This is a genomic window from Actinoallomurus acanthiterrae (assembly GCF_054775715.1).
Map to the genome: position 1 here is coordinate 10,626,156 of NZ_BAAHCO010000001.1, position 22,501 is coordinate 10,648,656.

A 22,501-nucleotide genomic window follows, 5' to 3' on the forward strand; every position below is an offset into this window, starting at 1 on the left:
TGCCACAGCAGGGCGGGGTCCCCCCTCCCGAAAAGGATCTGTGATGAGAAGAAGGACCCTCCTCGGTGTGGCGGCGACGCTCGCGCTGAGCCTGGCCGCCACCGCCTGCAGCGACCCCGGTGCCGGCTCCTCGACCAGCGCCGCCGCGGCGACCTGGACGGACCCCTCGGCCAAGCTCGCCGGCGTCGACCTGACGATCTGGGCCGCGCAGAACAGCAACACCGTGCCCAAGCAGGTCATCGACGCCTTCCACACCGCGACGGGCGCCACCGTCAAGGTCGTCACCATCCCCGACCCGTACGAGCAGGGCGTGCAGACGAAGGTCGCCACCGGCGACAAGCCGGACCTGGCGTTCTGGCAGCCGACCGCGTCCATGCTGACGGCGATCAACGCGAAGGCCAACCTTCAACCGCTCACCGGCGCACCCTGGCTGCCGAAGCTCTCGCCCGCGCTCAAGGACATGACCGGGCTCCTCGACAACACCCGCTACGCCGCGCTGATCACCAGCCCGGCGGTCGAGGGCGTCTACTACAACAAGGAGGTCTTCGCCGCCAACGGGATCACCCAGACGCCGAAGAACCTCGACGAGATGATCGCCGCGGCCCGCAGGCTCAAGGCCAAGGGCGTCACGCCGTTCTACGAGATGGGCGGCGACAAGTGGGCCACCCAGTGGTGGGTCCAGGTACAGCTCGCCGACGCCGCGAAGAGCGGCCTCTGGGACAGGATCAACACGAAGAAGGAGACGTTCACCGGCCCGACCGTGCTGGGAGCGATCAAGAAGTACAAGTCCCTGATCGACGAGGGACTGTTCAACTCCAACATCAAGACCGCGAAGTTCGAGGACCAGGGCAAGGCGCTGCTCGACGGCAAGGCCGCCATGGTCATGCAGGTGAACTCCTTCTTCGGCGAACTACAGGCGAGCGCCGACACCGCCACCCTCGACAAGAAGATCGGGTTCTTCCCGATCGCGCCGTCCGGGAACATCGGCACGTACATCCCGGACCAGTCCAACGCCCTGGTCGCGTTCAAGACCGGCGACGCCAAGCGCGAGGCGGCCGCCCGGCAGTTGCTGTCCTTCTGGATGGGCCCCGACTACAAGAACTTCACCACCACCCAGAACACCGTGTCGCTGGAGCCCTCCGTGCCGAACCCGGCGGGCGTGCCGCAGGCCCTGCTGGCCGTCCACAACTCCCTGCCCACCTCGGTCGGCTCGATGCAGGCCCTCGCCGTGGCCAACCCCGACCTGTACCTCAATCTCGCCGACATGATCGCGGGCAAGATGTCGCCGGAGAAGGTCGCCTCGACCACTCAGGACCAGTTCGCGCAGCTCGCCAAGGCCGCCGGAGCACCCGGCTTCTGATCACTCGTCCCTGGGAGGTGCCGGGGCTGTTCTCCGGCACCCCCTCCGTGAAGGAGTCCGACACGTGCACTCGGTCAAGGAAAGAGCCGTGCGGGAGAGGCCTCTCACACTCCAGGCGCCTCGTCAGCGTCGACGCGTCCGCGGCAACGCGCATCGCACGCATCCGATGTGGTTCCTGGCGCCGGCGTTCCTCATCCTGCTGGTCTTCTTCTTCGTCCCCACGCTGTTCAACTTCATCTACGCGTTCACCGACTGGTCCAGCTTCAAGACCGCGATCCGCCCGGTCGGCCTCGCCAACTTCCAGGACCTGATCTCCAACGGCACCCTGCTGCGCGCGCTCCGCATCACCGTCGTCTACGCGGTACTGGTGGCCGTCTTCCAGAACGTGTTCGGCTTCGCGCTGGCGGTCCTGCTCGAACGCGACACCGTCGTGAACCGCTTCGCCCGGGTCTTCTTCCTCATCCCGGTGCTGATGTCCGCGCTCGCCGTCGGCTACATCTTCCAGGCGCTGCTCAAGCCCGACGGCAGCGTGAACCGGCTGCTGGGCTTCGCGGCCGGGCATCACGTCGACTACCCCTGGCTCGGGGACACGACCTGGACGATCGTCACCGTGTCGGTCATTCACGCCTGGAAGTGGATGGGCCTGTCCATGCTCATCTACCTCGCCGGCCTCAAGACCATCCCCGCGGAGATCACCGAGGCGGCGCGCATCGACGGCGCCTCCCGCTGGCGGATGTTCTGGTCGGTCCGGTTCCCGTTCCTGGCCCCCGCCGTCACGTTCAACGTCTCCACCGCGCTCCTCGGCTCGATGAACGGATTCGACATCGTCCAGGCCACCACCGGCGGCGGCCCCGCCCGTACGACGGAGATCCTCAACATCTTCATCTTCCGGACCTTCGGCCAGGGATTGTTCGCCCAGGCCACCACCATGAGCCTGATGCTGTTCCTGGTCGTGGCGCTCATGGCCTTCCCCGTCATCGCCATCCTGCGCAAGCGCGAGGAGATCCTGTGAACGCCGTCACCTCACGTGGTACCGGGCTCAGCGACGCGTCGATCTGGCGACGGCTGCAGCCGTTCTGCGCGATCGCGCTCGTCGCGCTGCTGATCGGGATCCCGCTGTGGCTGGTCGTCGCGACCGCCGCGAAGTCCCAGGGCGAGGCGCTGACCCCGAACCTGTCGCCGCCGAGCCACTGGCGGCTGTTCCACAACCTGGCGGAGGTCTGGCACCAGGGCCGGATACCCACGGCGTTCTTCGGCAGCCTCCTGGTCGTCGTCCCGTCGGTGGTGGGCGTCCTCGTCCTGGGATCCATGGCCGCCTGGATCCTGGCCCGCCGCGCCACGCGCCTGAACGCGATCCTGTACGCCCTGGGCATCAGCGGCATCGTGCTGCCGCCCGCCGTCGTCACCCTGGTCCTGCTGCTACGGCAGCTGGGCCTGGCCGGCAGCGCGGTGGGGATGATCGGCGTCTACATGGGCATCTACCTGTCTACGGTGATCTTCTTCGTGACCGGTTTCGTCCGTACGATCCCGGCGTCCCTGGAGGAGGCCGCGCAGATCGACGGCGCGGGGCCGGTACGGGTGTTCGTGCGGGTCGTCCTTCCGCTGCTGAGGCCGGTGCTCGCGACGGCGACCATCCTGATCTGCCTGTACGTGTGGAACGACGTCTTCTACGCGTTCTTCGTCATCGGCGGCCGCATCGACACGCTGCCGCTCAACCTGTTCCAGGTCGCCAGCGCGGGCCTGTACCTCAACAACTGGCACCTCATCTTCGCGTACGTGATCCTGATGAGCCTCCCACTGGTCGCCGTGTTCGCCGTCGCCCAGCGGAAGATCATCTCCGGAATCACCAGCGGAGCCGTGAAGTAGCCCGACGCGGCGCTCTCTGCGTGGTGGAGGCTAAAGGTGGCCTTCCCGCTCATCGCCGGTAACGAAGTAGCGGTCCAGGTACTCCTCTTCGCCCAGGTCGCTGTCCCGCATCAATGAAAAGACCTCACTACCATGCCCAGGCTCCTCCTCCCCTATCGAGTAAGCCTGCGCCAATTCCAGGTACCTGACGTTGTCGAATATCGCCGCATACTCGAGCGCTTCAGCCTCGGCGAGCGCGATCGCCTCCGCGAAGCCGGCCGCCCGCCAGAGAGTGACGCGTTCCTCGTAGATTCCATTGTTCGCGTCCAGAAAAATACACCGAACACCGAACCAACCGCCCGAGGCCTCGCCGGACCGATCAACCATGGCCTGCTCCATAAGGAGCCATCATCCATCACCAGCGCCGGTCATCACCCTCACCCGTCGCAATCTCCAACCACGCCGTGCAGACCCGAGTCCTGCACGCCTACCTGCGCCGGCGCAACGCCAACGCCCGCCACCGCGACGTCCTGGCCGCCGAACGCAAGGAACGCGCCCGCATCCGCAACGAGAAGGGCATCCGCTGGGGCGGCCGCCCACTCAGGGCCGTAGCCTGAGTGCTAACTCGATGGCCTGATGGGTCCGGCCAAGACTATGGTGCGGGTGAGGAGGTGGGCCGATGGGTGCATCGATGCTCTACCAGGTGCTGGAACCATTGCCTGACGGGCGGAGTGCTCTGCTGTTCGCACGTCAACTGCTCGCCCGATTCGGTGCCGGGACGCCGGACATGCCTGCCCTGAGCTTCAACGATATTGCCACACAGGAACAGTTCCACTACGCCCGGCAGTACTTCACTTGCGGCACGTTCCTTTGCTCAGAGCGGGACCTCCAGGACTCGCATGTCCAGGAACTCTGGCAGACCCTAGACCGCCTGGGCTTCCGGAAAACGTCCCCTGGCTGGGTGGAAACGGAGCTGCAACCCGAACTGGCCTCCCTGTGGCCCTTGCCGCAAAAAGTGCAGTTCCAGCTAATGAAGGGAAAGACGCCCTCCACCTTTCCTATCCGTGACCAAGATGAGTGCACCGAGACGGAGATCGACGACGCAGTCGCAGCCTGTGGCCCTCTGTCAATCGACATCGACTGGTTCTCGGCGCTGCGCGGCCTACCAAGCTCCAACCTCTGTGGCGTCCAACTGTGCCTCAACAGCAGATGGACCGAGGAGTGCCCTGAACCTGCTCCGGGCAGGCACACCGTGTACCTGTCCATCGGCACGCGAAACTCGGATGAAGCCGCACGGGATTGGTTGCAGGGCACGGGACTGCGCTTCGGGGAATCTCAGCTGGGTTGGTAGACAGGCATCCAGGCCATCAAGGGGCCGCGAGGGGAACGGCTATCCGCCGACGGTGGAGACGTCAAGCAGCACGCTCTGAGAACCCGTGCGCCACAAGCCGGCGAACCTATGTGGTCACAGCGCTAGCGAACTTCTCGGTAGGCCGTGGCGATGGGCGCCAGGACACTGAGACGCTCGGGACCACCATTGCGGAACCACATTAGGTTCGGTAGCGAATCGGAGCGGACGAGATCGCACCCAAGGCCGTCAGGCCACGGATCGTTACTCGGTTCCAGGACGGTGGCCTCTAGTTCGAAAACCAGATCAGATCCGTCCCCCAGCGTCCCCGCCTCGAAGTAGAGGACGTCGTCGAACGAGAGCACCACGTCGGGTGCATCCGGCCCCCATCGCAGCGTAACGTCGACGGCCGTCGTGCCCTCGATTCGCGCCATGCTCACGCGGTGGATGGAATATCCTTCGCACCCCGCGACAACGCTGCGAAAGCTGTCGAATTCCATCGCCGGACCGCGCCTCCATCGCCACAATCACCGCCAAGACTTCCTCGCCCGCCGCCGTGAGACGCGCCCGCACGAGGAGTACCGCCCGCGCGACCGTACCGTCAACGAAGGCCGGCTCGGCGAGATCGAGGGCATCGACCTGACGCTGAGGTTCCTCGCCGGCACCGACGGGGTCGAGTCGTGGTCGTGACCATCGGGGGTCCTCAGGCGTGAAGGGTTGACGGGTCTCGTGGCAAGAGACAGGTGTCAGCTGTCCGCAGAGGAGGGTCACGTTCATGAGCGGAACCCCGCATGAGTTTTGAATCCGACAGATGCCTGACTCGCCGCGCGCCTGGAGGGTTTCAGGATGAGGACGCTGCGGTGATTCAGGCGTCCTGGCAGGCCCCCGAACGCTTCGCCGAGATCTACGACGCGTATTTCGTCGAGATCCACAAGTACGTCGAACGCCGGTTGGGCCGGGACATCGCCGATGATCTCGCGGCCGAGACGTTCGTCGCCGCGTTCCGGCAGCGTCAGCGCTATGACCGTGCTCGCGGCGACGCGCGTGCCTGGCTGTACGGGATCGCCACCAACTTGATCAGGCGGCATCGGCGCCGGGAGGTCGCCGCGTACAAGGCGCTCGCCCGGGCCGGCGCCGCGGAGACCGTTGAGGTCCATGAGGACGGGCTGGACGCCCGGATCGTCGCACTGGGGGTGCGGCCACAGCTCCTTGGGGCACTCGCGCGGCTGAATCCCGGCGATCGCGACGTCGTGTTGATGGTGGCCCTCGCGGAGCTCTCGTACGAGCAGGTCGCCGAGGCGCTCGACATCCCGTACGGGACCGTGTGCTCCCGGTTGAACCGCGCCAGGCGGAAGCTGCGCGAGGCACTGGGCCCCTCTGACCCATTCGAGGAGGAGTAAGCGATGGATGAGTTGCAGATGCTTCGCGAGGCGCTGCCGGAACCGCAGGGCCCGAGCCACGAGGTCGTCGCCACCGGCCGTGCGCGGCTGACCTCGGATCAGAACGTCGGACGGCCGGGCGGTCGGCGAAGCCGCCGAGCCTGGGTGGCCGGCCTTGCGGCCACGGCCGTCGCCGCCACGACGTTCGTGGCCCTGATCGGCGTGGACCGATCGTCCAAGGATCAGCCGATGAGCGCGCGCCAGATCCTGCTGGCGGCCGCGACGACTTCCGAGCACCTACCAGCCACGACGGGCCGCTACTGGCACGCCGAAATCCGCGACACCCCCGAACCCATCACCGTCGAACACGGCCGCGTCCGGTATCGGCTTGACATGACCGTCGACCGGACCAACGCCTGGATCGCACGGTCGCCCAAAGACCTCAGCTGGTACATGCAGGGCAGTCCCCCGACCTTCACGGCCCCGACCTCGGCCGACGCTGCCGCATGGCGCCGCGACGGCTCTCCGACGCGGTTCATCAGACCCCCGATTCCCCCTGGTCCGATGTCGGACGGTCCGGACTCGGTATGGCCGTGGCCGCCGGGAACGGCGGTCCCGAAAGGGGGGAGTCTGATCGCCGAAAGAATCAAGGTCGGCCTCTATGTCAAAGGCCCGCGCAGCATCTTCCTCGGCGAATCCCGGCACAGGGTCTCGGTAACGGAGATCACGACTCTGCCGACCGATCCCGCCCAGCTCAAGGCCCGTCTACAAGCGCTCATCGATCCGGCCGCGTTGAAGAGACTCGGACGCACGCCGACCGAAGGGATGTATGACGCCGTCCGGGATCTGCTCATCCTCGCGCCGACACCGCCCAAGGTTCGGGCAGCGGCGTTCCGTCTTCTCGCGACGTTGCCGGGCATCAAGACGCTGGGGAAAGTACGGGATCCGCTTGGCCGTGAAGGAATCGGCCTCATCGTCACCGACCCGAGCTTCCGCCCGGGTGGTTCATATCAGGACCGGTTCATCATCGACCCCGCCACTGCGAACATCCTCGCCGTCGGAAACCAGAGCGCGCCCGGAAATCACAACACCTACACCTCGGTCAGCGCCCGATGGACCAACGCCACTCCCACGCCGCCCGCGCAGCGCGTCCAGGACAGACAGCCGTGACCATTGGCGCCCGGGTCGTCATGACGGGAGTCTGCGTGTGCTCCGGATATCGGGTCGCTCGGCGTACAGGTCGGCGGCGTAGCCGCGGTTGATGGTGATGATGCCGTCGGTGACAGGTTCGATGAAGTCCGCCTCGCCGGGGATCGGGATACGGCTGAGGATTCTGCCGGTCCGGCCGTCGAAGACGACGAACTCGTAGACGGCCGTGTCGTTCCGGGAGACCTCGGACACGACGTAGACCCGGCCGTCGGCCACGGTGAGGCTCTCGCCGGCCTGAGGAAGGTGGCCGGAGTCGGGGATCGGCGTGCGCCACAACTCCCCGCCGGTGGCCGGATCGACTCCGCAGATGGCGCCGTCCTTCTTGTCCGCGCAGAGGTTGGCCTGGAGCCCGTCGCCCAAGGCGGCCGCCCCCTGGTCCTTCCACCGCCGCTTCGCCACGATCCGGCCGGTCGCCGGGTCGAGAAGGTCGGTCGTGTCACCGACCGCCACGGCCAGTCGGCCATTGACACGACCGACGGCCTCGACCATGCCGCCGGAGCGCGACGTCCCGGCGGACAACTGTGAGACGCGCAGCGCCCACCGTGTGGCTCCGGTCGCCGGATCGAACCCGACCACCGCCTTGTCCTTCGCGTCATAGTTGTTACAGGCGACGGCGAGGGTACCCGGCGCCACCGCCACATGGGCGAAGATGCTCTCGTACGGGCAGGTGTCGGGCCATTTCTTCGTCCAGCGGACCTTGCCGGTCGCACGGGAGATCCCCGCCAGTCCGTCGCCGCCGACGAACGCCAGCGTCGCCGCATCAGCGTCCGGCACGACGGACTCGTCGGAACCGATGTCGGGCACCTTTCGGGACCACCGGATCTTGCCCGAACGAATGTTGATCTTCACCAGCTCATCACCCGTCGACTGGAGGAAGACATCACCCGTCGAGCGATCGACCCCGATCGGCGCCGACTTGCTCCTCGTGTAGCGCCAGTAGACCCTGCCCGTGACGATGTCGACGGCGCGTACGCCGTCACCAGCGGGCATGATCGCGAGCCCGCCGTAGATCACCGTGGACCCGCGGACGGAGGCCACCCGTTGCGCCGAATGCACGGGCGGCTGTGCCGCCACCGGCTGGGGGAACCGCCCGTACGGCCCCCGCATGCCGTCGTCGAACACCGCCCAGAGGCGCGGTGCCCCCCAGAACGCCAGGACTGCGGCGACCACCGCCGCGACGACGGCGTACGGCCGCCATCGTCGCCCCTGCCTGGTCTCCGGTTCTTCGGCCGTCCACGACATGACGGTCTCCACCCGCGGTGTCGTCGATGGGCGGGTACGCGGTTCGCCGTCGTCGGTCATTGGTGGTCCAGTCCCCGTGGTGAGCTTTGGGAGAGATCAGGTCGAAGCCAGGTGATCTTGGACGTCTCCCTATCCGGAAAGGTTCCGGTCCGGGACGGCCCGAGATCACCGACTTTGACCGTTTGCGACCGGCCACCTGATGACTACTCAGACCAGGGCACTCCCAGCGTCTCCACCAGGTCGAAGAAGCGCTCCTCGACGAACCCGCCTCGGCCGTTCATGGCCTGCTCGACCTCCGTGACATCGGCGACCAGGCCGGCTTCCTCCGCCCATCGCACTGCGGCGGGCGCCGCCTCGGTGGGATCAGAACCCAGTGCCATGAGCCACGCGCGCATCTCCGCACGCTCTTTCAGGTACTTGGGATCATCCTCGTCCGTATCCCACTCCCCGTCGTCGGTCTCGTACGCGGGCGGAATGACCAGGTGGGCGAGCACCCAACCCAGCTCGAGCCAGGTCGCCCAGCGGCCGGTCCGCGGTCCCATCCCGACGACCTGTGCACCGTCACTGTCGAGCACGTAGGCGCCCATGACCGGTCGGCCGGTCTCTTCCATCAGGTTCGGCAGCAACGACTCCCATCCATTCGAGCCGTCGTGCCGGAAACCGACCAACTGCCACCCATCCCGCAAACGCCGGCCATCGGGATAGCGAGTCCATTGAAGAACGGCATCCAGCTCCAGCGCGGACCGCTCGGTACGGACGAACGCCAACGTCCCCCAGAATCCCATTCTGACTCCTGTCGCACCCCGTGTCCGTGCGTCGATCGAGGAACTCCAGGTCATACCTGGTGGCTCAATTCTGCGCACCCACGGACTCAGGGACTGACCCCTTCAGAGGAAAACGCGGGCGATATCCAGCCACTTCTGTGCGTCCTCGCCGACCGCCGTGAGGTCGGTCTCGGCTCGGGACCTGCGCTGGGTGACTCGAAGACAGAAGTCGAGGGCACTGCCCTGAACTCGTTGCCTGGCATCTTCTGGGCCCCATACCCAGGTTTGGCCGTCGGGACCGGTCAGCTCGATACGGAACGGCTCTGCCGGAGTAGGCAATTGGACAGCATAGAACGATAGCTCTCGTCCTACGACTCCCAGGGAGGCCACATGCCGGAGCCGACCCGTCGGACGGCGTGAGACACCCAGCGCGTCGAAAACGTCCTGCCCGTGAGCCCACGTTTCCATCAGTCGAAGCGGCACCATAAGGGCTGCGGTCACCTGCGAGCCGTACCACGGAAATCCACGGTCCAGTGGAATGTCACGTAGCGCCGCCGCCACCTCGGTTCGACCAGCGCGCCATTGTTCCAGCAGTACCGATCGCGGTTTGGCTGCTCCCGCGGCGGCGTCGAGATCAGCGTATTGGCTGCCTGCGGCTTCCGCCTGCTTCAGTACGGCGTCGAACGCCTCCGGGGTCCGTATGGCGATGAGAACGTTCGCATCAGCTGAAGCAAGATGAGCGATCTGGTGGGCGATCGTCCACCCCGCTGCCGGCGTGGCCTTGGACCAGTCGTCCTGCGCCGATACCAGGGCGTCGAGCTCATCTCCTTCGGCCACCAAGTCGGGCAAAGCCCGATCGCGCTCCACATCGGACATGTCGAGGCCGTAATCCAACATCCAGTATCACTTTCCGCGCATTGACAACAACAAGTTTGTGCGTTTGGACGGACAGGGTTGATATGGCGTGGCCAGGCTACCTGAGGTGCGACAAACCATTCGAGCAGGAGTTCGCGTCCGCAGGTCAGGCGCCGCTCTGGATGCGCTGACCGAGCTCGTCGTGGAGCTGTTGCAGCACCTCTATCGACACATCCGAACCGAGCAGTCCGGGAAGGGAGAACCGCTTGCCGGAATGCAGGCGGCCTCGAAGGAGGTAGCGGCTGCTCCCGCGAGCTGCATACTCCTGGATGTAGATGTCGGCGATCTCGTGCCAGGCGAACGCACGCCGCCGCCACAGGACGCGCGTCTCGATGCCCGTGGCATCGATTCGGGTGCGGGATTCGGGGAAAAGGAAGCCGATCAGCCCGAGTGCCCCCAGTAGGCCGAAGACCATACCCACGGTAAGGAGCCATGCCTTACGGCCGTGCCTTGCAGCCTCGGTCTTATCGTATCGGGAGGGAAAAGTACCCAGCCAGTGCCAGTAGACGTCCCAGCCGATACCGAACGTGACCACGCAGGCCGAGACGGCCGCCACGACGGCGAGCACCCCCATGAAAACCATCGCGGTGGTACGGCCCTCAGGGCGATACTCAACCACGGTTGGATCCCCGACCTCGAAAGATCCCACCACATGCCCCCATCCGTCACCTTGATCATATATCGACCGACCTGACAACGGTTGAGAGAGGTACATCGTCGGTCTATAAAGCCATGGCTCACGGTGACGCAGTGGACCGCGTTCGTAGTCATCAATGCCACTGTCACGGAATACGCGCTGGTGACCATGCGGGAGGTTGTCAGGGGTCGCCGAGTCCACCGTCGGGTGGGTGCCCGTGCCGCGCTGAGCGGTCGGCGAGGAATTGCCGTGCGAGGTCCGGGTACTTGGCGATCAGAATCTTCAGTTGCTGTGTCTCGGCCACCTGAGACACACCGGTGAAGCGCAGCGCGTCGAGGGTGGCTTAGAAGTCGGCGAGTGAGCGCTGAAGGCGCTCTTCGGGAGTGTTCACCCCCGGCCCTCCGCCATCAGATTCGCGCCCATACCCACTTGCCGCCCTGGTCAGGGGTCACTGTGCAGCCCCACGCGGTGGCGGCGGTGGTCACGAGGAGCAGGCCGCGGCCGCCGTTGTGGTCGAAGTCATCGTCGTCCAGGTCGGCGAGCGGGTCGGATCCGACCTCTGGGAGTTCGGGGGACGGGTCCCAGACAGAGAGGATGCTCTCCTCGCCGTCGCGGGTGATCATCACTTTGATGAGTTTCCCGGGTGCGGCCTTGACCGCGTTCGTCGCGAGTTCGGAAATGATCAGCTCGGCGTCGGAACAGCGGTCGTGCCGGCCGAACTCACCGATGACGATCGAGACCCATCGGCGAATGGCGGGAACGGTGCTCTCCGTAGCCGTGAACGACAGCGCCTGGGACGCCGGAAGGTGATCCATGGGCCACGCCTGTCATCTCTCGGCGCGGCTCTCGCCGGCCGAATCCTCCGTTGACCCGCTAATCGTCGTACCGCATTGTTACTCTCTGCATCAGCTTCATATCCACACGTGAGCGGGCTCCGCTTTGTGGACACCGAATGGATGCGAAAAATGCCAAAACCCCCCAAAGCCCTAACACCGGATCAGAGCCTCACCGCCTACTTCGGCTTCGAGGTGCGCAAGCACCGCGAGTACGCGAAGCTCTCCCAGGCCGAGCTGGCCGATCGCCTGCACTGGGCCAAGTCCGCGGTCGGCAACCTCGAGACGGCGTTCCGCTCCCCCACCTGCGACCACGCCAAGGACCTCGACGCCTTCTTCACCACCGACCGCTTCGGCTGGCTCCACGGCCTCATCACCCGCGAGGAGCTCCCTGACTTCTTCCGCCCGTTCGCGCGAAGGGAGCCCGACGCGTCAGACATACGGATGTACGAGCCGCTGCTAATCCCGGGACTGCTTCAGATCGAGGAGTACGCGCGGGCGGTAATCGCGGCCGAACAGCAACCGGAGCAACTCGAGCAGACCATCGCCGCCCGATTGGAACGTCAAAAGATCCTCTATCGCGAGCAGCCCCCACCACCACGTCTATGGGTCGTTCTGGACGAAGGTGTGATCCGGCGACAGGTCGGAGGCCGAGGCATCATGCGCCGACAGCTGGAGCACCTTCTCGAAATCACAGAGCGTCACAACGTAACAATCCAACTCGTTCCGACCTCCGTCGGCGCGTACCCTGGCCTCGAAGGCGGCTTCTCGATCCTCAGCTTTGATGAGGGTTCCGACGTGGCTTACGCGGATGCAGCGGGCGGAGGACACATGATCGAGCAGCAAAAGGACGTAGCAAGAGCTGTCACGCGTTTCGAACTCATCCGCGCACAGGCCGTCAGCGTCAGCGAAAGCATCGAGTTGATCCAGGAGGCACTGTGAACACCCCCCAGATTCTCGTCAACTGGCGGAAGAGTAGTCGGAGTGGCGGTTCCGGCGGTAACTGCGTTCAGGTCTGCGTCATAGCTGCAGAGGTATCAAATGACGATCAGCTGGCGTAGAAGCAGTCACAGCGGCCACTCTGGCGACAACTGCGTCGAGTTGGCGGTCGTGGTTCACGGTGGCATGGAGTCTCGCGCCGGGAAGTGACGGCTCCTGAGGAGAGGCCGGGTGTCGGTCCCCGGTCTTGGTGGTCAGGGAGTGGGAGTGCGGAGCCTGGCTGAGGCGGCTTGGACCTGCTGTGCGCTGAAGCAGTCCGGGTGGCTCGTGACGAGGGTGTCGTGCTCCTGCTGCCGCTGCAGTTCGGCGACCTTCAGCGCGACGCTGCGGGCGTACGTACCGCCCGGCGGAGGACCGGCGCTCGGATATTGGGAGATCGACAGAATCCTCTCGTCGTCCCGGTACGACTGGCAGACCCGGTCGTGAGGCGATGGCCCGAAGGGGGGCATCTGGCTGACCAGAAGCACCGTCAGGTAGAGCCCCCAGCCGCCAACGCCGACGATGAGCGCTTCCCTGACGCTGAGCCTTCTACGCCCGAATGCCACCGGAGCCATCCCCTTCGTCGACCCAGCATTCGACGAAACGAAGATCAGCGCGGTTCCAGGCCGTCGGCGGGCGGTGGGCTTGAGTCTCCCGTAAGGGGAGACGCCAAGGTGGGGGCATGGACGGCGACACTCTCTACTCGATCGGCGAGTTGGCCCGGCGGACCGGTCTGACGGTCAAGACCATCCGGTTCTACTCCGATCGAGGAATCGTGGCGCCGACGGACCGTAGCCCGGCCGGCTACCGCCTCTACGACATCGACGCCGTCGCGCGGCTGGATCTGGTGCGAACACTGCGGGACCTGGGGCTGGACCTGCCCACGATCCGCAGGGTCGTGGACCGGGAGCTCTCGCTTCCCGAGGTCGCCGCGGCGCACGCCGATGCCCTGGCCGTGCAGATCCGCGTCCTGCGCCTGCGGCATGCGGTGCTGACGGCGGTGGCCGAGCGGGCGCTCACTGCTGAGGAGACGGATCTCATGCACAAGCTGGCCCAGCTCTCCGAGGACGAACGCCGACGTTTGATCGGCGATTTCCTCGATGCCGTCTTCGGTGGTCTCGGCGCCGATTCCGCGTTCGCGGGGGTCAGGCGCACCATGACACCCGAGATACCCGACAACCCCGAGACGCAACAGGTCCGGGCGTGGGTGGAGTGGGCCGAGCTGTCCCTGGACCCGGACTTCCGTGCCAGTGTGCGGCGGATGGCCGAGGACCACGCGGCCGAACAGGCACAAGGCGAGATCACGAGCCTGCGCCGCGACCTTGGCGCAGTCGTCCGTGACCAGGTCGACCCCGCCTTGGCGGCGGGCATCGCCCCGGCCTCTCACCAGGCCGATCCGATCGTTGCGGCGCTCGCGGCTCGCTATGCCGACATCCTCGGCCGCCCTGACAACGCCGAGCTGCGTCGCCTGCTGCTGCTCCGGCTGGACGGCATGAACGACCCGCGCCGGGATCGGCACTTCGAGCTGCTCGCAGTGATCAACGGCTGGCCCGCTCCAGAGAGCCTGGCGCCGGCGTTCACCTGGGCCGCCGAGGCCGTACGCGTCCGGATGGACCGGTAGTGGGCCGTCGGCAGTGGGGCAGAACGCTGCCGCGTACGATCGGCCGGTGAACGACACGGTCATCCTGCATGCGGGCGCGACGCCGACCGCTCCCGGCCTCGTCCTTCGTCCCTGGTGCGTGGAGGACGTCGCCGACCTCGTCGACGCGTACCGGGATCCCGCACTGCGCCGCTGGACCAGCTCGGCCGTGGAGGACGAGGCCGACGCGATGCGGTGGGTGCGGCGCCAGGAGCGGGGCTGGGCAGCGGGAGACCGGTTCGGATTCGCGGTCCTTGAAATGCGACCTGATGCGATTCGCGGGCGGTTGGCGGGTCATGCGGTCCTCAAGGAAGTGGCCTCCGGCAAACCGTCGGCCGAGGTGGGCTACTGGACCACGGCCCATGCCCGCGGGCGGGGTGTGGCACCGCGCGCCTTGGAGGCGCTCACCGGCTGGGCCTTCGACGCCCTGGGGAGCGACGGGCTGGAGCGTCTGGAACTCCTGCATCAGGTGGACAACCCGGCCTCGTGCCGTGTGGCGCACAAGAGCCGGTACACCTTCGACACGGTCCTGCCCGCGGCGCCGCCCTCCTTTCCTCGCGAGGGTCATCTGCACGTACGGCACAGGAACGCCTGAGATCCACCCATCTTTTCGGACTACTTCCCGCGCACCTCGATGGTGTTCATGCCGGAAGCGGGGGCTTGCCGGTGGAGAAGACCCAGGTGCGGAAGAACGCGCTCAGGTCCTGTCGGTGGTGTCGGCGGGGATGGCTAATCTCGCCGCCATGATCACAGACGTGCAGTCCTCCTGGGACCGGATCAGCACCTGGCTGCGGGCACACTCTCCAACGACCGCCGAGGCGGTGAATGCCCCGGCAACCGATAAGGCGATCGAGGCGGCCGAGAGGGCGGTGGGTGTCCCGCTTCCAGCCGACCTGCGGGCCTGGTACCGCGCAGCCGACGGCATGGACCGTTATTCACACCCAGGCGCGCTGCTGCCGCCGAGGTATGCGTCCTGTCCTCTCGAAGAAGCCCTGGACACCCACAGGTTTCGGTGGGACACCGATGACGAGGCCTGGGGAGAGGAAGCCGACGTCGACGCCGCACCAGCCGGCACCACGGGCCGCAGGTGGTCGCGGCACTGGCTGCCGATCGCCAAGGACGTCGGCTTCGTCACCGTCTTCGTCGATCTGCGTGACGGCCCTTTCCGCGGTTGTGTGATGGAGTACGACAAATACGAGGCCGCCTATGAAAGGCCGGTGTGGCCGAGTGTCTCGGCGATGCTCGCCGAAGTCGCCGATGCCCTTGACCACGGCGGTGTGGCCGCCGGATACCGTCCCGGCGTCGATTCGGACGGACGGCTGGAATGGCGGGACCCGGCAGGGCTGCAGATCGACTTCTTCCCGCTAGGAGGCGACGAGCCGATGACCGAAGTCATGCGGTTCGCTGAACGGGCACGCGACGGTGAGTTTCCCGACCCGAGGGCTGCCGAGCTGGTCGTCGCGCGCGCCGCTCGCGTGATCGACGCGCTGACGGTCGCGGCCGAGACGCTCGCCGCCGGTGGCGCCGCCCGCTATGACGACCCTGATCCGCGAGATGAGGAAGCGTTGCGCGGCTATGCGGCGGTACATGGCGGGCTGGCGGGCATCATCGACCACCTCGTCGCCACGGCCACCCGCCTGCAGCCGCTCGCCCGGCCGTACGCCGACGCCTACGCACAGCCCTATGTCCGCGGCCAGCTCCCCCCGATGATCCCGGCGACCGTACGGGAGAGCGGCGATGTCGTGATCGACGGTCCGGTGTCCTGGCCGGGTCTGCTGAGCGGGCTCGGCTACTACCTGCTCAAGCTCAAGGATGATCTGCGAAGCAGATGATCCTCGCGTCGGCCATCCCGCTTCTGCACCGGCGCCGACCTCATGCGTTAAGCCGGGGCGGCGAACCGGTCCAGGGCTCGGAGCACATGGTCGCGCGTCGTCTCGCTGCCGATGTGTCCGGCGTCCTCGACGACGATCAGCTCCGCGTCGGGCCAGGCACGGTGGAGTTCCCACGCGGTTTCGAGCGGCCCGCCCATGTCGAGCCGGCCGTGGATCAGGACGCCCGGTATGCCGACCAGTCGGCCGGCCTCGCGAATCAGCACACCCTCTTCCAGCCACGCGCCATGAGCGAAGTAGTGCGAGCAGATGCGCACGAAGCCCAGCCGGGCGATCGGGGGACGGTCGCCGTAGGGCTTGGAGGTGGTCTCCCCGGAGAGGACCGCGTCCTCCCAGGCGCACCAGTCGGCCGTGGCCTTCTCCCGTACGGCGGCGTCCGGGTGCTCCATCAGGCGGGCGTACGCGGCGACGATGTCGCCGTCGCGTGGCGTGCCGGGGGCTGCCGCGAGGAAGCGTTCCCACTGCTCGGGGAAGAACCGCCCGACGCCTCGGTAGAGCCAGTCGATCTCGGAGCGCCGGGTGGTGGTGACGGCGGGGATGACGATCTCCGACACGCGCTCGGGGTAGGACTCGGCGTAGGCGAGGATCAGCGTGGAGCCCCACGAGCCGCCGTACAGCAGCCAGCGGTCGATTCCCAGGTGTTCCCGCAACTGCTCCATGTCGGCGATCAGATGGCCGGTGGTGTTGTGCCGCATGTCGGTCGCGGGATCGCTCGCGTGTGGAGTGCTGCGCCCGCAGCCGCGCTGGTCGAACAGGACGACTCGGTACCGGTCCGGGTCGAAGTACCGGCGCATCCAGGTGCCGCATCCCGACCCCGGCCCGCCGTGGACGACGAGCGCCGGCTTGCCGTCCGGGTTACCGCAGGCCTCCCAGTACACGAGGTTGCCGTCACCGACGTCGAGCATTCCGCTCTCGTACGGCTCAATCGGCGGATACGGCTCACCCATGGCCTGGCCTCCCTGCCTCGACACCCGACGGACTGTACTCGGCGGATCGCAGGAGCTTCTCGAAAGAGCCTTTCGAAAGAGTCTTTTCAGAGCTATCGTCGCGGGCATGGAGCGATCAGAACGAAAACTCCGCGACCCGGGTGAGCTGCGTACGCTCGCCCACCCCGTACGCATGCGGCTGAGCCAGGCCCTGTACGAGCGCGGCACCGCGACCGCCACCGAGCTCGCCGAGATGACCGGAGAGAGCCCGGCGAACTGCTCCTGGCATCTGCGTCAGCTCGCCAAGTACGGCTTCGTCGAGGAGGCCGGCGGCGGCAAGGGGCGGCATCGTCCGTGGCGGCCGGTGCCGCGCCCGCTGTCGTGGGGTGACAGTGACGAGTCCGGCGAGGTGGCCGCCGCGAGTGACGCGCTCAGCGCGCAGTTCGCCGAGCAGGAGTTCGCCGGGCTGCGTGACTGGCACGCGTGGCGGCGCACCGACCCGCCCGAATGGCAGGATGCCGCGAACTGGGTCCAGAACATCGACTGGCTCACCGTGGAAGAGCTGAAGGAGCTCAACGAGGCCATCACCGCGATCGTCAGCCGCCACAAGGAGCGCCGGGACCCGGCCGAACGTCCCCCGGGTGCCCGCCGGATCCGGGTCTTCGCTTGGGCCGTGCCCGCCGAACCGTACACCGAAGACTGATGCGCGCAGTCTTCCGGGTCCCCACGTTCCGGCTGCTGTTCGCCGGCTTGGCCGCGAGCATGGTCGGCGACGCGCTCTTAATGCTGGTGTACGCCATCTGGGTCAAGAGCCTCACCGGCTCCAACGGCGCGGCGGGACTGGTCGTGCTCTTCATCTCGGTGCCGTACGTCCTGGCGCCGCTCGGCGGCCGGCTGGTCGACCGCTTCCGGCGCCGCCCCTTCCTCGTCGTCGCCAACCTCGCCTCGGCGCTGATGCTGCTCCCGCTGTTCGCCGTACGCGACGCCGCCGACGTCTGGATCATCTACACGGTCGCCGCGCTCTACGGCATCTCGTCGGTGACGATCGCCGCCGCGCTCAGCGGTCTGCTGAAGGAACTGCTCGCCGACGACCTGCTGGCCGACGCCAACGGCACCCTGCAGACGGTCAGGGAAGGGCTCCGGCTCGGCGGTCCGCTCGCGGGCGCGGCGCTGTTCGCCGCATTGGGCGGCGCGGCCGTCGCCGCGATCGACGCGGTCACCTTCCTGGTCGCCGCGGTCGCCATCGCCCGCATGCGGGTGCACGAGGAGCCGCCGGCGCCCTCGGGCCCGTACTGGCTACGCGAACTGACCACAGGACTGTCCCACATCAGGACCGAGGCGGCACTGCGCCGCATGACGATCGCCACGGCCATCGGTTTCCTGGTCGTCGGCATCAACGAGTCGGTACTGTTCGCCGTCGTCGGCCAGGGCCTGCACCGGCCGCCAGAGTTCATCGGCGTGCTCGCCTCGGCGCAGGGCGTCGGCGCCATCGCCGGAGGCCTGTGGTCCGGTCGGCTCACCCGGGGCGTGGGTGAACTCGCGGCGATCGCGATCGGCATGGCCGCGTTCGGGCTCGGCGACGCCCTGTACGTCTTTCCGTGGCTGCCCGTCGTCCTCCTGGGCAGAGTCGTCGGAGGCCTGGGCCTGACCATGATGGTCACCGGCTTCACCACGGTGATACAGCGACGCACGCCCGGCCCGCTGATCGGCCGCGTCTCCACCGCGGCCGAAGCACTGATCAGCGGTCCGCAGACGATCTCCATCGCGGCCGGCGCCGCTCTGGTGTCCGTCGTGGACTACCGGCTCCTGCTCGTGGTCGTCACGATCGGCATGTTCACCGCCGCCGCCTATCTGTGGCGCGCCCGTCGATTGACCGCACCGCTGCCCTCAGTGGTTCGTTCGGCCGAGTCGGTGTAACCGCGTCGAGTCGACGGCCGCCCTCCGCGACGGTCGTCAGCGGATAGGAGACCTGACGCACTCGCGGACCAGCGGATTTCCCTCGAGCTGTCGGTGACGTGATCGAGCTGCCCTGAGGTAAGCGGTCACGCGGGGCGGCAGAGGGCGTGTTCGGCGGCGTTGGCCAGCAGGGTGGCGACGGTGTCGGTGGACAGTGATCGTCCGGTGAACAGCAGGTCGAAGGCATCGAAGCCGGTGTGGAGCCACAGCAGGTGACCGGCCTGGTCGATGGTGATCTCGTCACGGAGCGCGCCTTGGTCGTGGAGGCGCTGGGCCAGGTCGTTCATGCCCTGGGCGCGGCCGTCCTCAAGGCGGCGCACGGTGCCGCCGACGGCGTCGGCGTCGAGTTGGGCCATGGAGAACAGGGCGCGCAGTACGTCTCGGTGCGCCGCGTACATGTGCACGTTGCCGGTGATCCCATCACGGAGCCCGCGCCGGGCGTCGGGTTGCAGGACGGCCGTGACCATGTCGGTGAAGCCGCCGCGGTGGAGCAGGTCCATACCGAGCGCGTCGAACAGGCCCGCGCGTGATCCGAACACGGTGTAGATCGTCGAGCGGGACACCTCGGCGAGCTTGGCGACCTTGTCCATGCTGACCTGCTCGGAGGGGGCCTCGACAAGGCGCTGGTAGACCGCGTCCAGGATGCGCCGCCGGGTCTGGTCGGCGGCCTTGGCCCGCAGCCGCTGCTCGTACTTACGGGTAGGGGGCATGTTCTTGAGCCTACCGGTTCGCTTGACAGCACGTCCGGCGAAAGACAGCATGTCCGATGAAAGACAGGCTGTCCACCGAAAGCAGCCCGTGCCGTCGTGTCATCAGGAGTCCACATTGCGGGTGATGATCCGCTACGCCGTCAAGCCGGAGCTGGTCGACCACAGCCTCGAGTTGCTGCGACTGGTCTACGCGGACCTGGAGAGCAGCCGACCGCCGCGATTGCGCTACGAGACCTTCCGCCTTGAGGGCACCGGCCAGTTCATGGCCATCATCGAATCCGACGGCGGCCCGGCCGAGGCCGCCCATCACCACCTGCCCTCCTTCCAGCGCTACCGGACCGCGCTGAACAAGATCTGCACCCAGCCGCCGACCGTGACCAACCTGGAGTCGGCTGGGGCCTACCAGTCCCGGTGAAACCCGCCGGCCACTCAGCGCGGCCGTCGGCGACGGCGGGGTGGCCGGCGGCCGTACACCATGCCGACACGCTGACCCGGATGCTGGAAGAGATCAGCGCCTGGTCCGCGGCGCCGGCACCGCTACGCACATCAGGTCAGGGCCTCATCGGTCCTGCCCGATAGGTTCGATCACAGCCCGGGAGAGACGGGGCAGCACGCACGCGTGAGGACACTCGCATGGCCTTCATCCACCACACCACCATGACGCCCACCAAGCTGGAGCTGCTCACCGAGTGGCTGCCGAAGCAGAGCTGGTATGTGGGCGGTGCGGGAACGCCGGAGCTGCACAAGGGCGGCGGGTTCCGGTTGGACGATCCGGCGGGCGAGGTCGGGATAGAGCTCATGGTCGTGGTCGACACCAGCGGGCGGGAGCCGGTGGCGTACCTGGTGCCGATGGGCTATCGCGGTACGGCGCTGGGGGGCGTGCCCGGCGAGGCGCTGATCGGCACCTCTGAGCACGGGGTGCTCGGCAAACGGTGGATCTACGACGGTGCCCACGACCCGGTGGTGATGGCGCGGTTGCGCGCGCTTCTGCGCGGCGAGGCGGTGCCGCAGCGCCAGAGCGTGAGCGACACCCCGGACCCGACCGTGATCGTGCACGGCCCTGTCGACGGCGAGGTGCGGATCAACCGCGTCCTGCGGTCGGCGGAGGCCGCCGACGAGGCGCCCGGATGCCTCGTCGCCGGGTGGGCCTGGCCGGACGGGACGGCCGCGCGGGGCGTGTTCGCGACCGCCGCGCAGCGGTAGGCCGGTAGGTCGGGAGCCGAGGAACATCCATGGGCGCGGCCCGCAGCCGGGCTCCGCCGCTGCCCGGCCTGCCGGTGCTCAGCGTTCGGGCAGGGTCGGGTGGGGAGCCGTCGGCCTGATGTCGATCATGGTGTTGGTGATGGCGAACCGTTCGTGGTCTCGCCAGGCGCCGTCGATGAACAGGAAGTCCGGTGAGCGGCCCTCGTGCCGGAAGCCGACGCGCCGGACCAGTCTGATGGACGCGTCGTTGCCGGGCTGGATCTGGGCTTCGAGCCGGTGGAGCCGCAACTGCTCGAAGGCGTACCGCACCACCAGGTCGACGCCTTCGGTCATGTAACCCTGACCGGCGGCGGGAGCGAAGGCCGCGTAGGCGAGGGCGCCGGACTGGAGGCGCCCGCGGATGATGCTGTTGATGTTGACCATGCCGGCGATGGCCCCGGTGTCGCGTACGCACACCAGCAGCGACTCCTCGCCGGGCTGCTCGTACCGCGCGACGTACGCCTGGAACTGATCCGGCGTGGAGGGCAGGGACATCCACGGACGATGCAGGTCGCCGCTGACGCGCACCAGATCGAGGAACTCGCTCTGGTCACTGCCGGCGAGCGGGCGCAGGGTCACCCTGCGGGCGTCGTCCGGTCGGCCGGCCAGGAAAGCCTCGATCGCCGCATCGGTCTGCCGCCCACCCTGGGCTCTTTCCTTATCGATCACACATGGCACTGTATTGGCGGGGTGACACCGCGACGGTCATCGGCAGCAGAGGCGAAGGACCGGGTGCCGGCCGAAAAGGCGGTTCGTGCTCGAGCAATGGGTTGAACAGTGCCGTTCAAGTGACCGACGATGACCGTTCAGTCGCTCGATGCGCAGGAGGTCCAGGATGCCTTTCATGACCATCACACTGTCGGTGATCCTTGGGCTGCTCTTCGTGGTGACCGGCATGGTCAAGGTAGTGGACCTGCCGGAGTCGGTGAAGATCCGGGACCATCTCGGCCTGCCACCAGAGCTGTGGCGGGTGATCGGGTCGCTCGAGGCGGCGGGTGGTGTCGGCCTGCTGATCGGCATGGCGTTTCCGGGGCTCGGCGCGGTCGCGGCGATCGGTCTGGCCGCGCTGATGTGCGGTGCGGTCATCAGCCGCCTGCGGGTTCGCGACTCCGTGAGGATGATCTCCGTCGACGCCGTCGTCCTGGCGCTGATCGGCACGCTGGCGTTCCTGATCACCGGAGGCTGAGTGGCGTCATGACCGCGAAGGTCGTCAGGGACAAGGTGCTCTGCTACGTCGTCCGCGACGGACGGCTGCTGGTCTTCCGGCACGTCGGCGAGTCCTACGAGGAGGTCGGCATCCAGGTCCCCGGCGGCGGCGTTCGGCGGGGTGAGTCGCCGGAGGAGGCCGCCCTCCGCGAGGCCCGGGAGGAGACCGGTCTCACCCGGTTCACCATCGCCCGGAAGCTGGGCGAGGTCACGTACGACATCAGCCCGTACCGCTTCGAGATTCAGCGGCGGCACGTCTTCGCCCTGGATCTGACCGGGCCGACGCCGGAGCGATGGAGCAGCCAGGAGCTCCACGACGGCGAGCGGGAGCCCACCACGTTCGAGTGTTTCTGGATACCCCTGAAGACGGCTCACGTCCTCCAGTCCGGCCAAGGCGCCCTGATCGGCGCACTCTACGACTGA

The 22,501-nt window shown here is 67.3% G+C and carries 31 protein-coding genes and 1 pseudogene; 20 read left to right on the plus strand and 12 right to left on the minus strand.

The annotated features are described in order from the left end of the window. Window positions 1-43: 43 nt before the first annotated feature. From ACYVF7_RS50085 to ACYVF7_RS50095, 3 genes are all read left to right on the plus strand, one after another. On the plus strand, window positions 44-1,360 hold the full coding sequence (locus ACYVF7_RS50085; RefSeq protein WP_460353793.1) for an ABC transporter substrate-binding protein: 1,317 nt from the start codon (window positions 44-46) through the stop codon (window positions 1,358-1,360). Window positions 1,361-1,448: 88 nt separating this feature from the next. Continuing rightward, on the plus strand, window positions 1,449-2,372 hold the full coding sequence (locus ACYVF7_RS50090) for a carbohydrate ABC transporter permease (RefSeq protein WP_460353796.1): 924 nt from the start codon (window positions 1,449-1,451) through the stop codon (window positions 2,370-2,372). Continuing rightward, window positions 2,369-3,226: a carbohydrate ABC transporter permease gene (locus tag ACYVF7_RS50095; RefSeq protein ID WP_460353799.1), complete on the plus strand. Its 858-nt coding sequence runs from the start codon at window positions 2,369-2,371 to the stop codon at window positions 3,224-3,226. The genes ACYVF7_RS50090 and ACYVF7_RS50095 overlap by 4 nt, the downstream gene beginning before the upstream one ends. A gap of 30 nt (window positions 3,227-3,256) precedes the next feature. On the opposite strand, the gene ACYVF7_RS50100 is transcribed toward ACYVF7_RS50095, so the two are convergent. Then, window positions 3,257-3,592: a hypothetical protein gene (locus ACYVF7_RS50100; protein ID WP_460353802.1), complete on the minus strand. Its 336-nt coding sequence runs from the start codon at window positions 3,590-3,592 to the stop codon at window positions 3,257-3,259. Between the two features lie 68 nt (window positions 3,593-3,660). Here ACYVF7_RS50100 and ACYVF7_RS50105 point away from each other — a divergent pair. Together ACYVF7_RS50105 and ACYVF7_RS50110 are read left to right on the plus strand one after the other, a co-directional pair. Continuing rightward, window positions 3,661-3,822 (plus strand): annotated as a pseudogene (locus ACYVF7_RS50105) (IS630 family transposase); the annotation flags it as partial. A gap of 62 nt (window positions 3,823-3,884) precedes the next feature. After that, window positions 3,885-4,556, plus strand: a complete 672-nt coding sequence (locus ACYVF7_RS50110; protein ID WP_460353804.1) for a hypothetical protein — start codon at window positions 3,885-3,887, stop codon at window positions 4,554-4,556. Window positions 4,557-4,678: 122 nt separating this feature from the next. Here ACYVF7_RS50110 and ACYVF7_RS50115 read toward each other — a convergent pair whose 3' ends face one another. Continuing rightward, the gene (locus tag ACYVF7_RS50115; RefSeq protein WP_460353807.1) at window positions 4,679-4,987 is read right to left on the minus strand and encodes a hypothetical protein; all 309 of its coding nucleotides are present in this window, start codon (window positions 4,985-4,987) and stop codon (window positions 4,679-4,681) included. Window positions 4,988-5,000: 13 nt separating this feature from the next. On the opposite strand from ACYVF7_RS50115, the gene ACYVF7_RS50120 reads away from it, so the two are divergent. From ACYVF7_RS50120 to ACYVF7_RS50130, 3 genes are all read left to right on the plus strand, one after another. Next, window positions 5,001-5,243 carry a hypothetical protein gene (locus tag ACYVF7_RS50120; RefSeq protein WP_460353809.1) on the plus strand — a complete coding sequence of 81 codons (243 nt, stop codon included), beginning with the start codon at window positions 5,001-5,003 and terminating at the stop codon, window positions 5,241-5,243. Window positions 5,244-5,413: 170 nt separating this feature from the next. Continuing rightward, window positions 5,414-5,953, plus strand: coding sequence for an RNA polymerase sigma factor (locus ACYVF7_RS50125; protein ID WP_460353812.1), 540 nt, complete (start codon window positions 5,414-5,416; stop codon window positions 5,951-5,953). A gap of 18 nt (window positions 5,954-5,971) precedes the next feature. Beyond that, window positions 5,972-7,102 (plus strand): CU044_5270 family protein, encoded by a 1,131-nt coding sequence (locus ACYVF7_RS50130; protein WP_460358539.1) that lies wholly within the window; start codon window positions 5,972-5,974, stop codon window positions 7,100-7,102. An 18-nt stretch (window positions 7,103-7,120) separates the two neighbouring features. Here the strand turns inward: ACYVF7_RS50130 and ACYVF7_RS50135 are convergent, their stop codons facing one another. From ACYVF7_RS50135 to ACYVF7_RS50160, 6 genes are all read right to left on the minus strand, one after another. Beyond that, window positions 7,121-8,443, minus strand: a complete 1,323-nt coding sequence (locus ACYVF7_RS50135; protein WP_460353814.1) for an outer membrane protein assembly factor BamB family protein — start codon at window positions 8,441-8,443, stop codon at window positions 7,121-7,123. A gap of 143 nt (window positions 8,444-8,586) precedes the next feature. Continuing rightward, window positions 8,587-9,150 (minus strand): hypothetical protein, encoded by a 564-nt coding sequence (locus ACYVF7_RS50140; RefSeq protein ID WP_460353816.1) that lies wholly within the window; start codon window positions 9,148-9,150, stop codon window positions 8,587-8,589. A 120-nt stretch (window positions 9,151-9,270) separates the two neighbouring features. Beyond that, entirely contained in the window at window positions 9,271-10,044 is a 774-nt protein-coding gene (locus tag ACYVF7_RS50145) for a TIGR03084 family metal-binding protein (protein WP_460353819.1), read from the minus strand. A gap of 124 nt (window positions 10,045-10,168) precedes the next feature. Then, complete coding sequence (locus ACYVF7_RS50150; protein WP_460353821.1) at window positions 10,169-10,681, minus strand: PH domain-containing protein; 513 nt, start codon at window positions 10,679-10,681, stop codon at window positions 10,169-10,171. A gap of 199 nt (window positions 10,682-10,880) precedes the next feature. Then, window positions 10,881-11,003 (minus strand): hypothetical protein, encoded by a 123-nt coding sequence (locus ACYVF7_RS50155; RefSeq protein ID WP_460353823.1) that lies wholly within the window; start codon window positions 11,001-11,003, stop codon window positions 10,881-10,883. A 103-nt stretch (window positions 11,004-11,106) separates the two neighbouring features. Further along, a complete protein-coding gene (locus ACYVF7_RS50160) occupies window positions 11,107-11,514 on the minus strand; it encodes an ATP-binding protein (protein ID WP_460353826.1) in 408 nt (135 codons plus the stop codon). A 108-nt stretch (window positions 11,515-11,622) separates the two neighbouring features. Here ACYVF7_RS50160 and ACYVF7_RS50165 point away from each other — a divergent pair, with 108 nt between their 5' ends. From ACYVF7_RS50165 to ACYVF7_RS50175, 3 genes are read left to right on the plus strand one after another with little or no spacing between them, the layout of a single operon-like run. Then, a complete protein-coding gene (locus tag ACYVF7_RS50165) occupies window positions 11,623-12,474 on the plus strand; it encodes a helix-turn-helix domain-containing protein (RefSeq protein WP_460353829.1) in 852 nt (283 codons plus the stop codon). After that, complete coding sequence (locus ACYVF7_RS50170) at window positions 12,471-12,593, plus strand: DUF397 domain-containing protein (protein WP_460353831.1); 123 nt, start codon at window positions 12,471-12,473, stop codon at window positions 12,591-12,593. Before ACYVF7_RS50165 ends, ACYVF7_RS50170 begins: the two co-directional genes overlap by 4 nt. Then, a complete protein-coding gene (locus ACYVF7_RS50175; protein ID WP_460353832.1) occupies window positions 12,574-12,681 on the plus strand; it encodes a DUF397 domain-containing protein in 108 nt (35 codons plus the stop codon). Before ACYVF7_RS50170 ends, ACYVF7_RS50175 begins: the two co-directional genes overlap by 20 nt. A 44-nt stretch (window positions 12,682-12,725) precedes the next feature. On the opposite strand, the gene ACYVF7_RS50180 is transcribed toward ACYVF7_RS50175, so the two are convergent. Beyond that, the gene (locus ACYVF7_RS50180; protein WP_460353834.1) at window positions 12,726-13,076 is read right to left on the minus strand and encodes a hypothetical protein; all 351 of its coding nucleotides are present in this window, start codon (window positions 13,074-13,076) and stop codon (window positions 12,726-12,728) included. Window positions 13,077-13,192: 116 nt separating this feature from the next. Between ACYVF7_RS50180 and ACYVF7_RS50185 the strand changes: the two genes are divergently transcribed. From ACYVF7_RS50185 to ACYVF7_RS50195, 3 genes are all read left to right on the plus strand, one after another. Next, window positions 13,193-14,131: a MerR family transcriptional regulator gene (locus tag ACYVF7_RS50185; protein ID WP_460353836.1), complete on the plus strand. Its 939-nt coding sequence runs from the start codon at window positions 13,193-13,195 to the stop codon at window positions 14,129-14,131. Window positions 14,132-14,177: 46 nt separating this feature from the next. After that, complete coding sequence (locus ACYVF7_RS50190; protein ID WP_460353838.1) at window positions 14,178-14,744, plus strand: GNAT family N-acetyltransferase; 567 nt, start codon at window positions 14,178-14,180, stop codon at window positions 14,742-14,744. 148 nt (window positions 14,745-14,892) lie between these two features. Beyond that, window positions 14,893-15,981 (plus strand): SMI1/KNR4 family protein, encoded by a 1,089-nt coding sequence (locus tag ACYVF7_RS50195; RefSeq protein WP_460353841.1) that lies wholly within the window; start codon window positions 14,893-14,895, stop codon window positions 15,979-15,981. A 47-nt stretch (window positions 15,982-16,028) separates the two neighbouring features. Here the strand turns inward: ACYVF7_RS50195 and pip are convergent, their stop codons facing one another. Next, on the minus strand, window positions 16,029-17,009 hold the full coding sequence (gene pip, locus ACYVF7_RS50200; protein WP_460353844.1) for a prolyl aminopeptidase: 981 nt from the start codon (window positions 17,007-17,009) through the stop codon (window positions 16,029-16,031). A gap of 82 nt (window positions 17,010-17,091) precedes the next feature. On the opposite strand from pip, the gene ACYVF7_RS50205 reads away from it, so the two are divergent. Together ACYVF7_RS50205 and ACYVF7_RS50210 are read left to right on the plus strand one after the other, a co-directional pair. After that, a complete protein-coding gene (locus ACYVF7_RS50205) occupies window positions 17,092-17,667 on the plus strand; it encodes a winged helix-turn-helix domain-containing protein (RefSeq protein ID WP_460353847.1) in 576 nt (191 codons plus the stop codon). Next, window positions 17,667-18,881 (plus strand): MFS transporter, encoded by a 1,215-nt coding sequence (locus tag ACYVF7_RS50210; protein ID WP_460353849.1) that lies wholly within the window; start codon window positions 17,667-17,669, stop codon window positions 18,879-18,881. The genes ACYVF7_RS50205 and ACYVF7_RS50210 overlap by 1 nt, the downstream gene beginning before the upstream one ends. A 125-nt stretch (window positions 18,882-19,006) precedes the next feature. Here ACYVF7_RS50210 and ACYVF7_RS50215 read toward each other — a convergent pair whose 3' ends face one another. Further along, the gene (locus ACYVF7_RS50215) at window positions 19,007-19,630 is read right to left on the minus strand and encodes a TetR/AcrR family transcriptional regulator (protein ID WP_460353851.1); all 624 of its coding nucleotides are present in this window, start codon (window positions 19,628-19,630) and stop codon (window positions 19,007-19,009) included. 124 nt (window positions 19,631-19,754) lie between these two features. On the opposite strand from ACYVF7_RS50215, the gene ACYVF7_RS50220 reads away from it, so the two are divergent. Together ACYVF7_RS50220 and ACYVF7_RS50225 are read left to right on the plus strand one after the other, a co-directional pair. Continuing rightward, on the plus strand, window positions 19,755-20,045 hold the full coding sequence (locus tag ACYVF7_RS50220) for a hypothetical protein (RefSeq protein ID WP_460353854.1): 291 nt from the start codon (window positions 19,755-19,757) through the stop codon (window positions 20,043-20,045). A gap of 218 nt (window positions 20,046-20,263) precedes the next feature. Continuing rightward, window positions 20,264-20,833, plus strand: coding sequence for a maltokinase N-terminal cap-like domain-containing protein (locus ACYVF7_RS50225; RefSeq protein ID WP_460353857.1), 570 nt, complete (start codon window positions 20,264-20,266; stop codon window positions 20,831-20,833). Window positions 20,834-20,911: 78 nt separating this feature from the next. Here the strand turns inward: ACYVF7_RS50225 and ACYVF7_RS50230 are convergent, their stop codons facing one another. Beyond that, a complete protein-coding gene (locus tag ACYVF7_RS50230; protein WP_460353859.1) occupies window positions 20,912-21,541 on the minus strand; it encodes a GNAT family N-acetyltransferase in 630 nt (209 codons plus the stop codon). 175 nt (window positions 21,542-21,716) lie between these two features. Between ACYVF7_RS50230 and ACYVF7_RS50235 the strand changes: the two genes are divergently transcribed. Both ACYVF7_RS50235 and ACYVF7_RS50240 read left to right on the plus strand, forming a co-directional pair. Beyond that, a complete protein-coding gene (locus ACYVF7_RS50235) occupies window positions 21,717-22,058 on the plus strand; it encodes a DoxX family protein (protein WP_460353862.1) in 342 nt (113 codons plus the stop codon). Between the two features lie 8 nt (window positions 22,059-22,066). Next, entirely contained in the window at window positions 22,067-22,501 is a 435-nt protein-coding gene (locus tag ACYVF7_RS50240) for an NUDIX hydrolase (protein ID WP_460353865.1), read from the plus strand.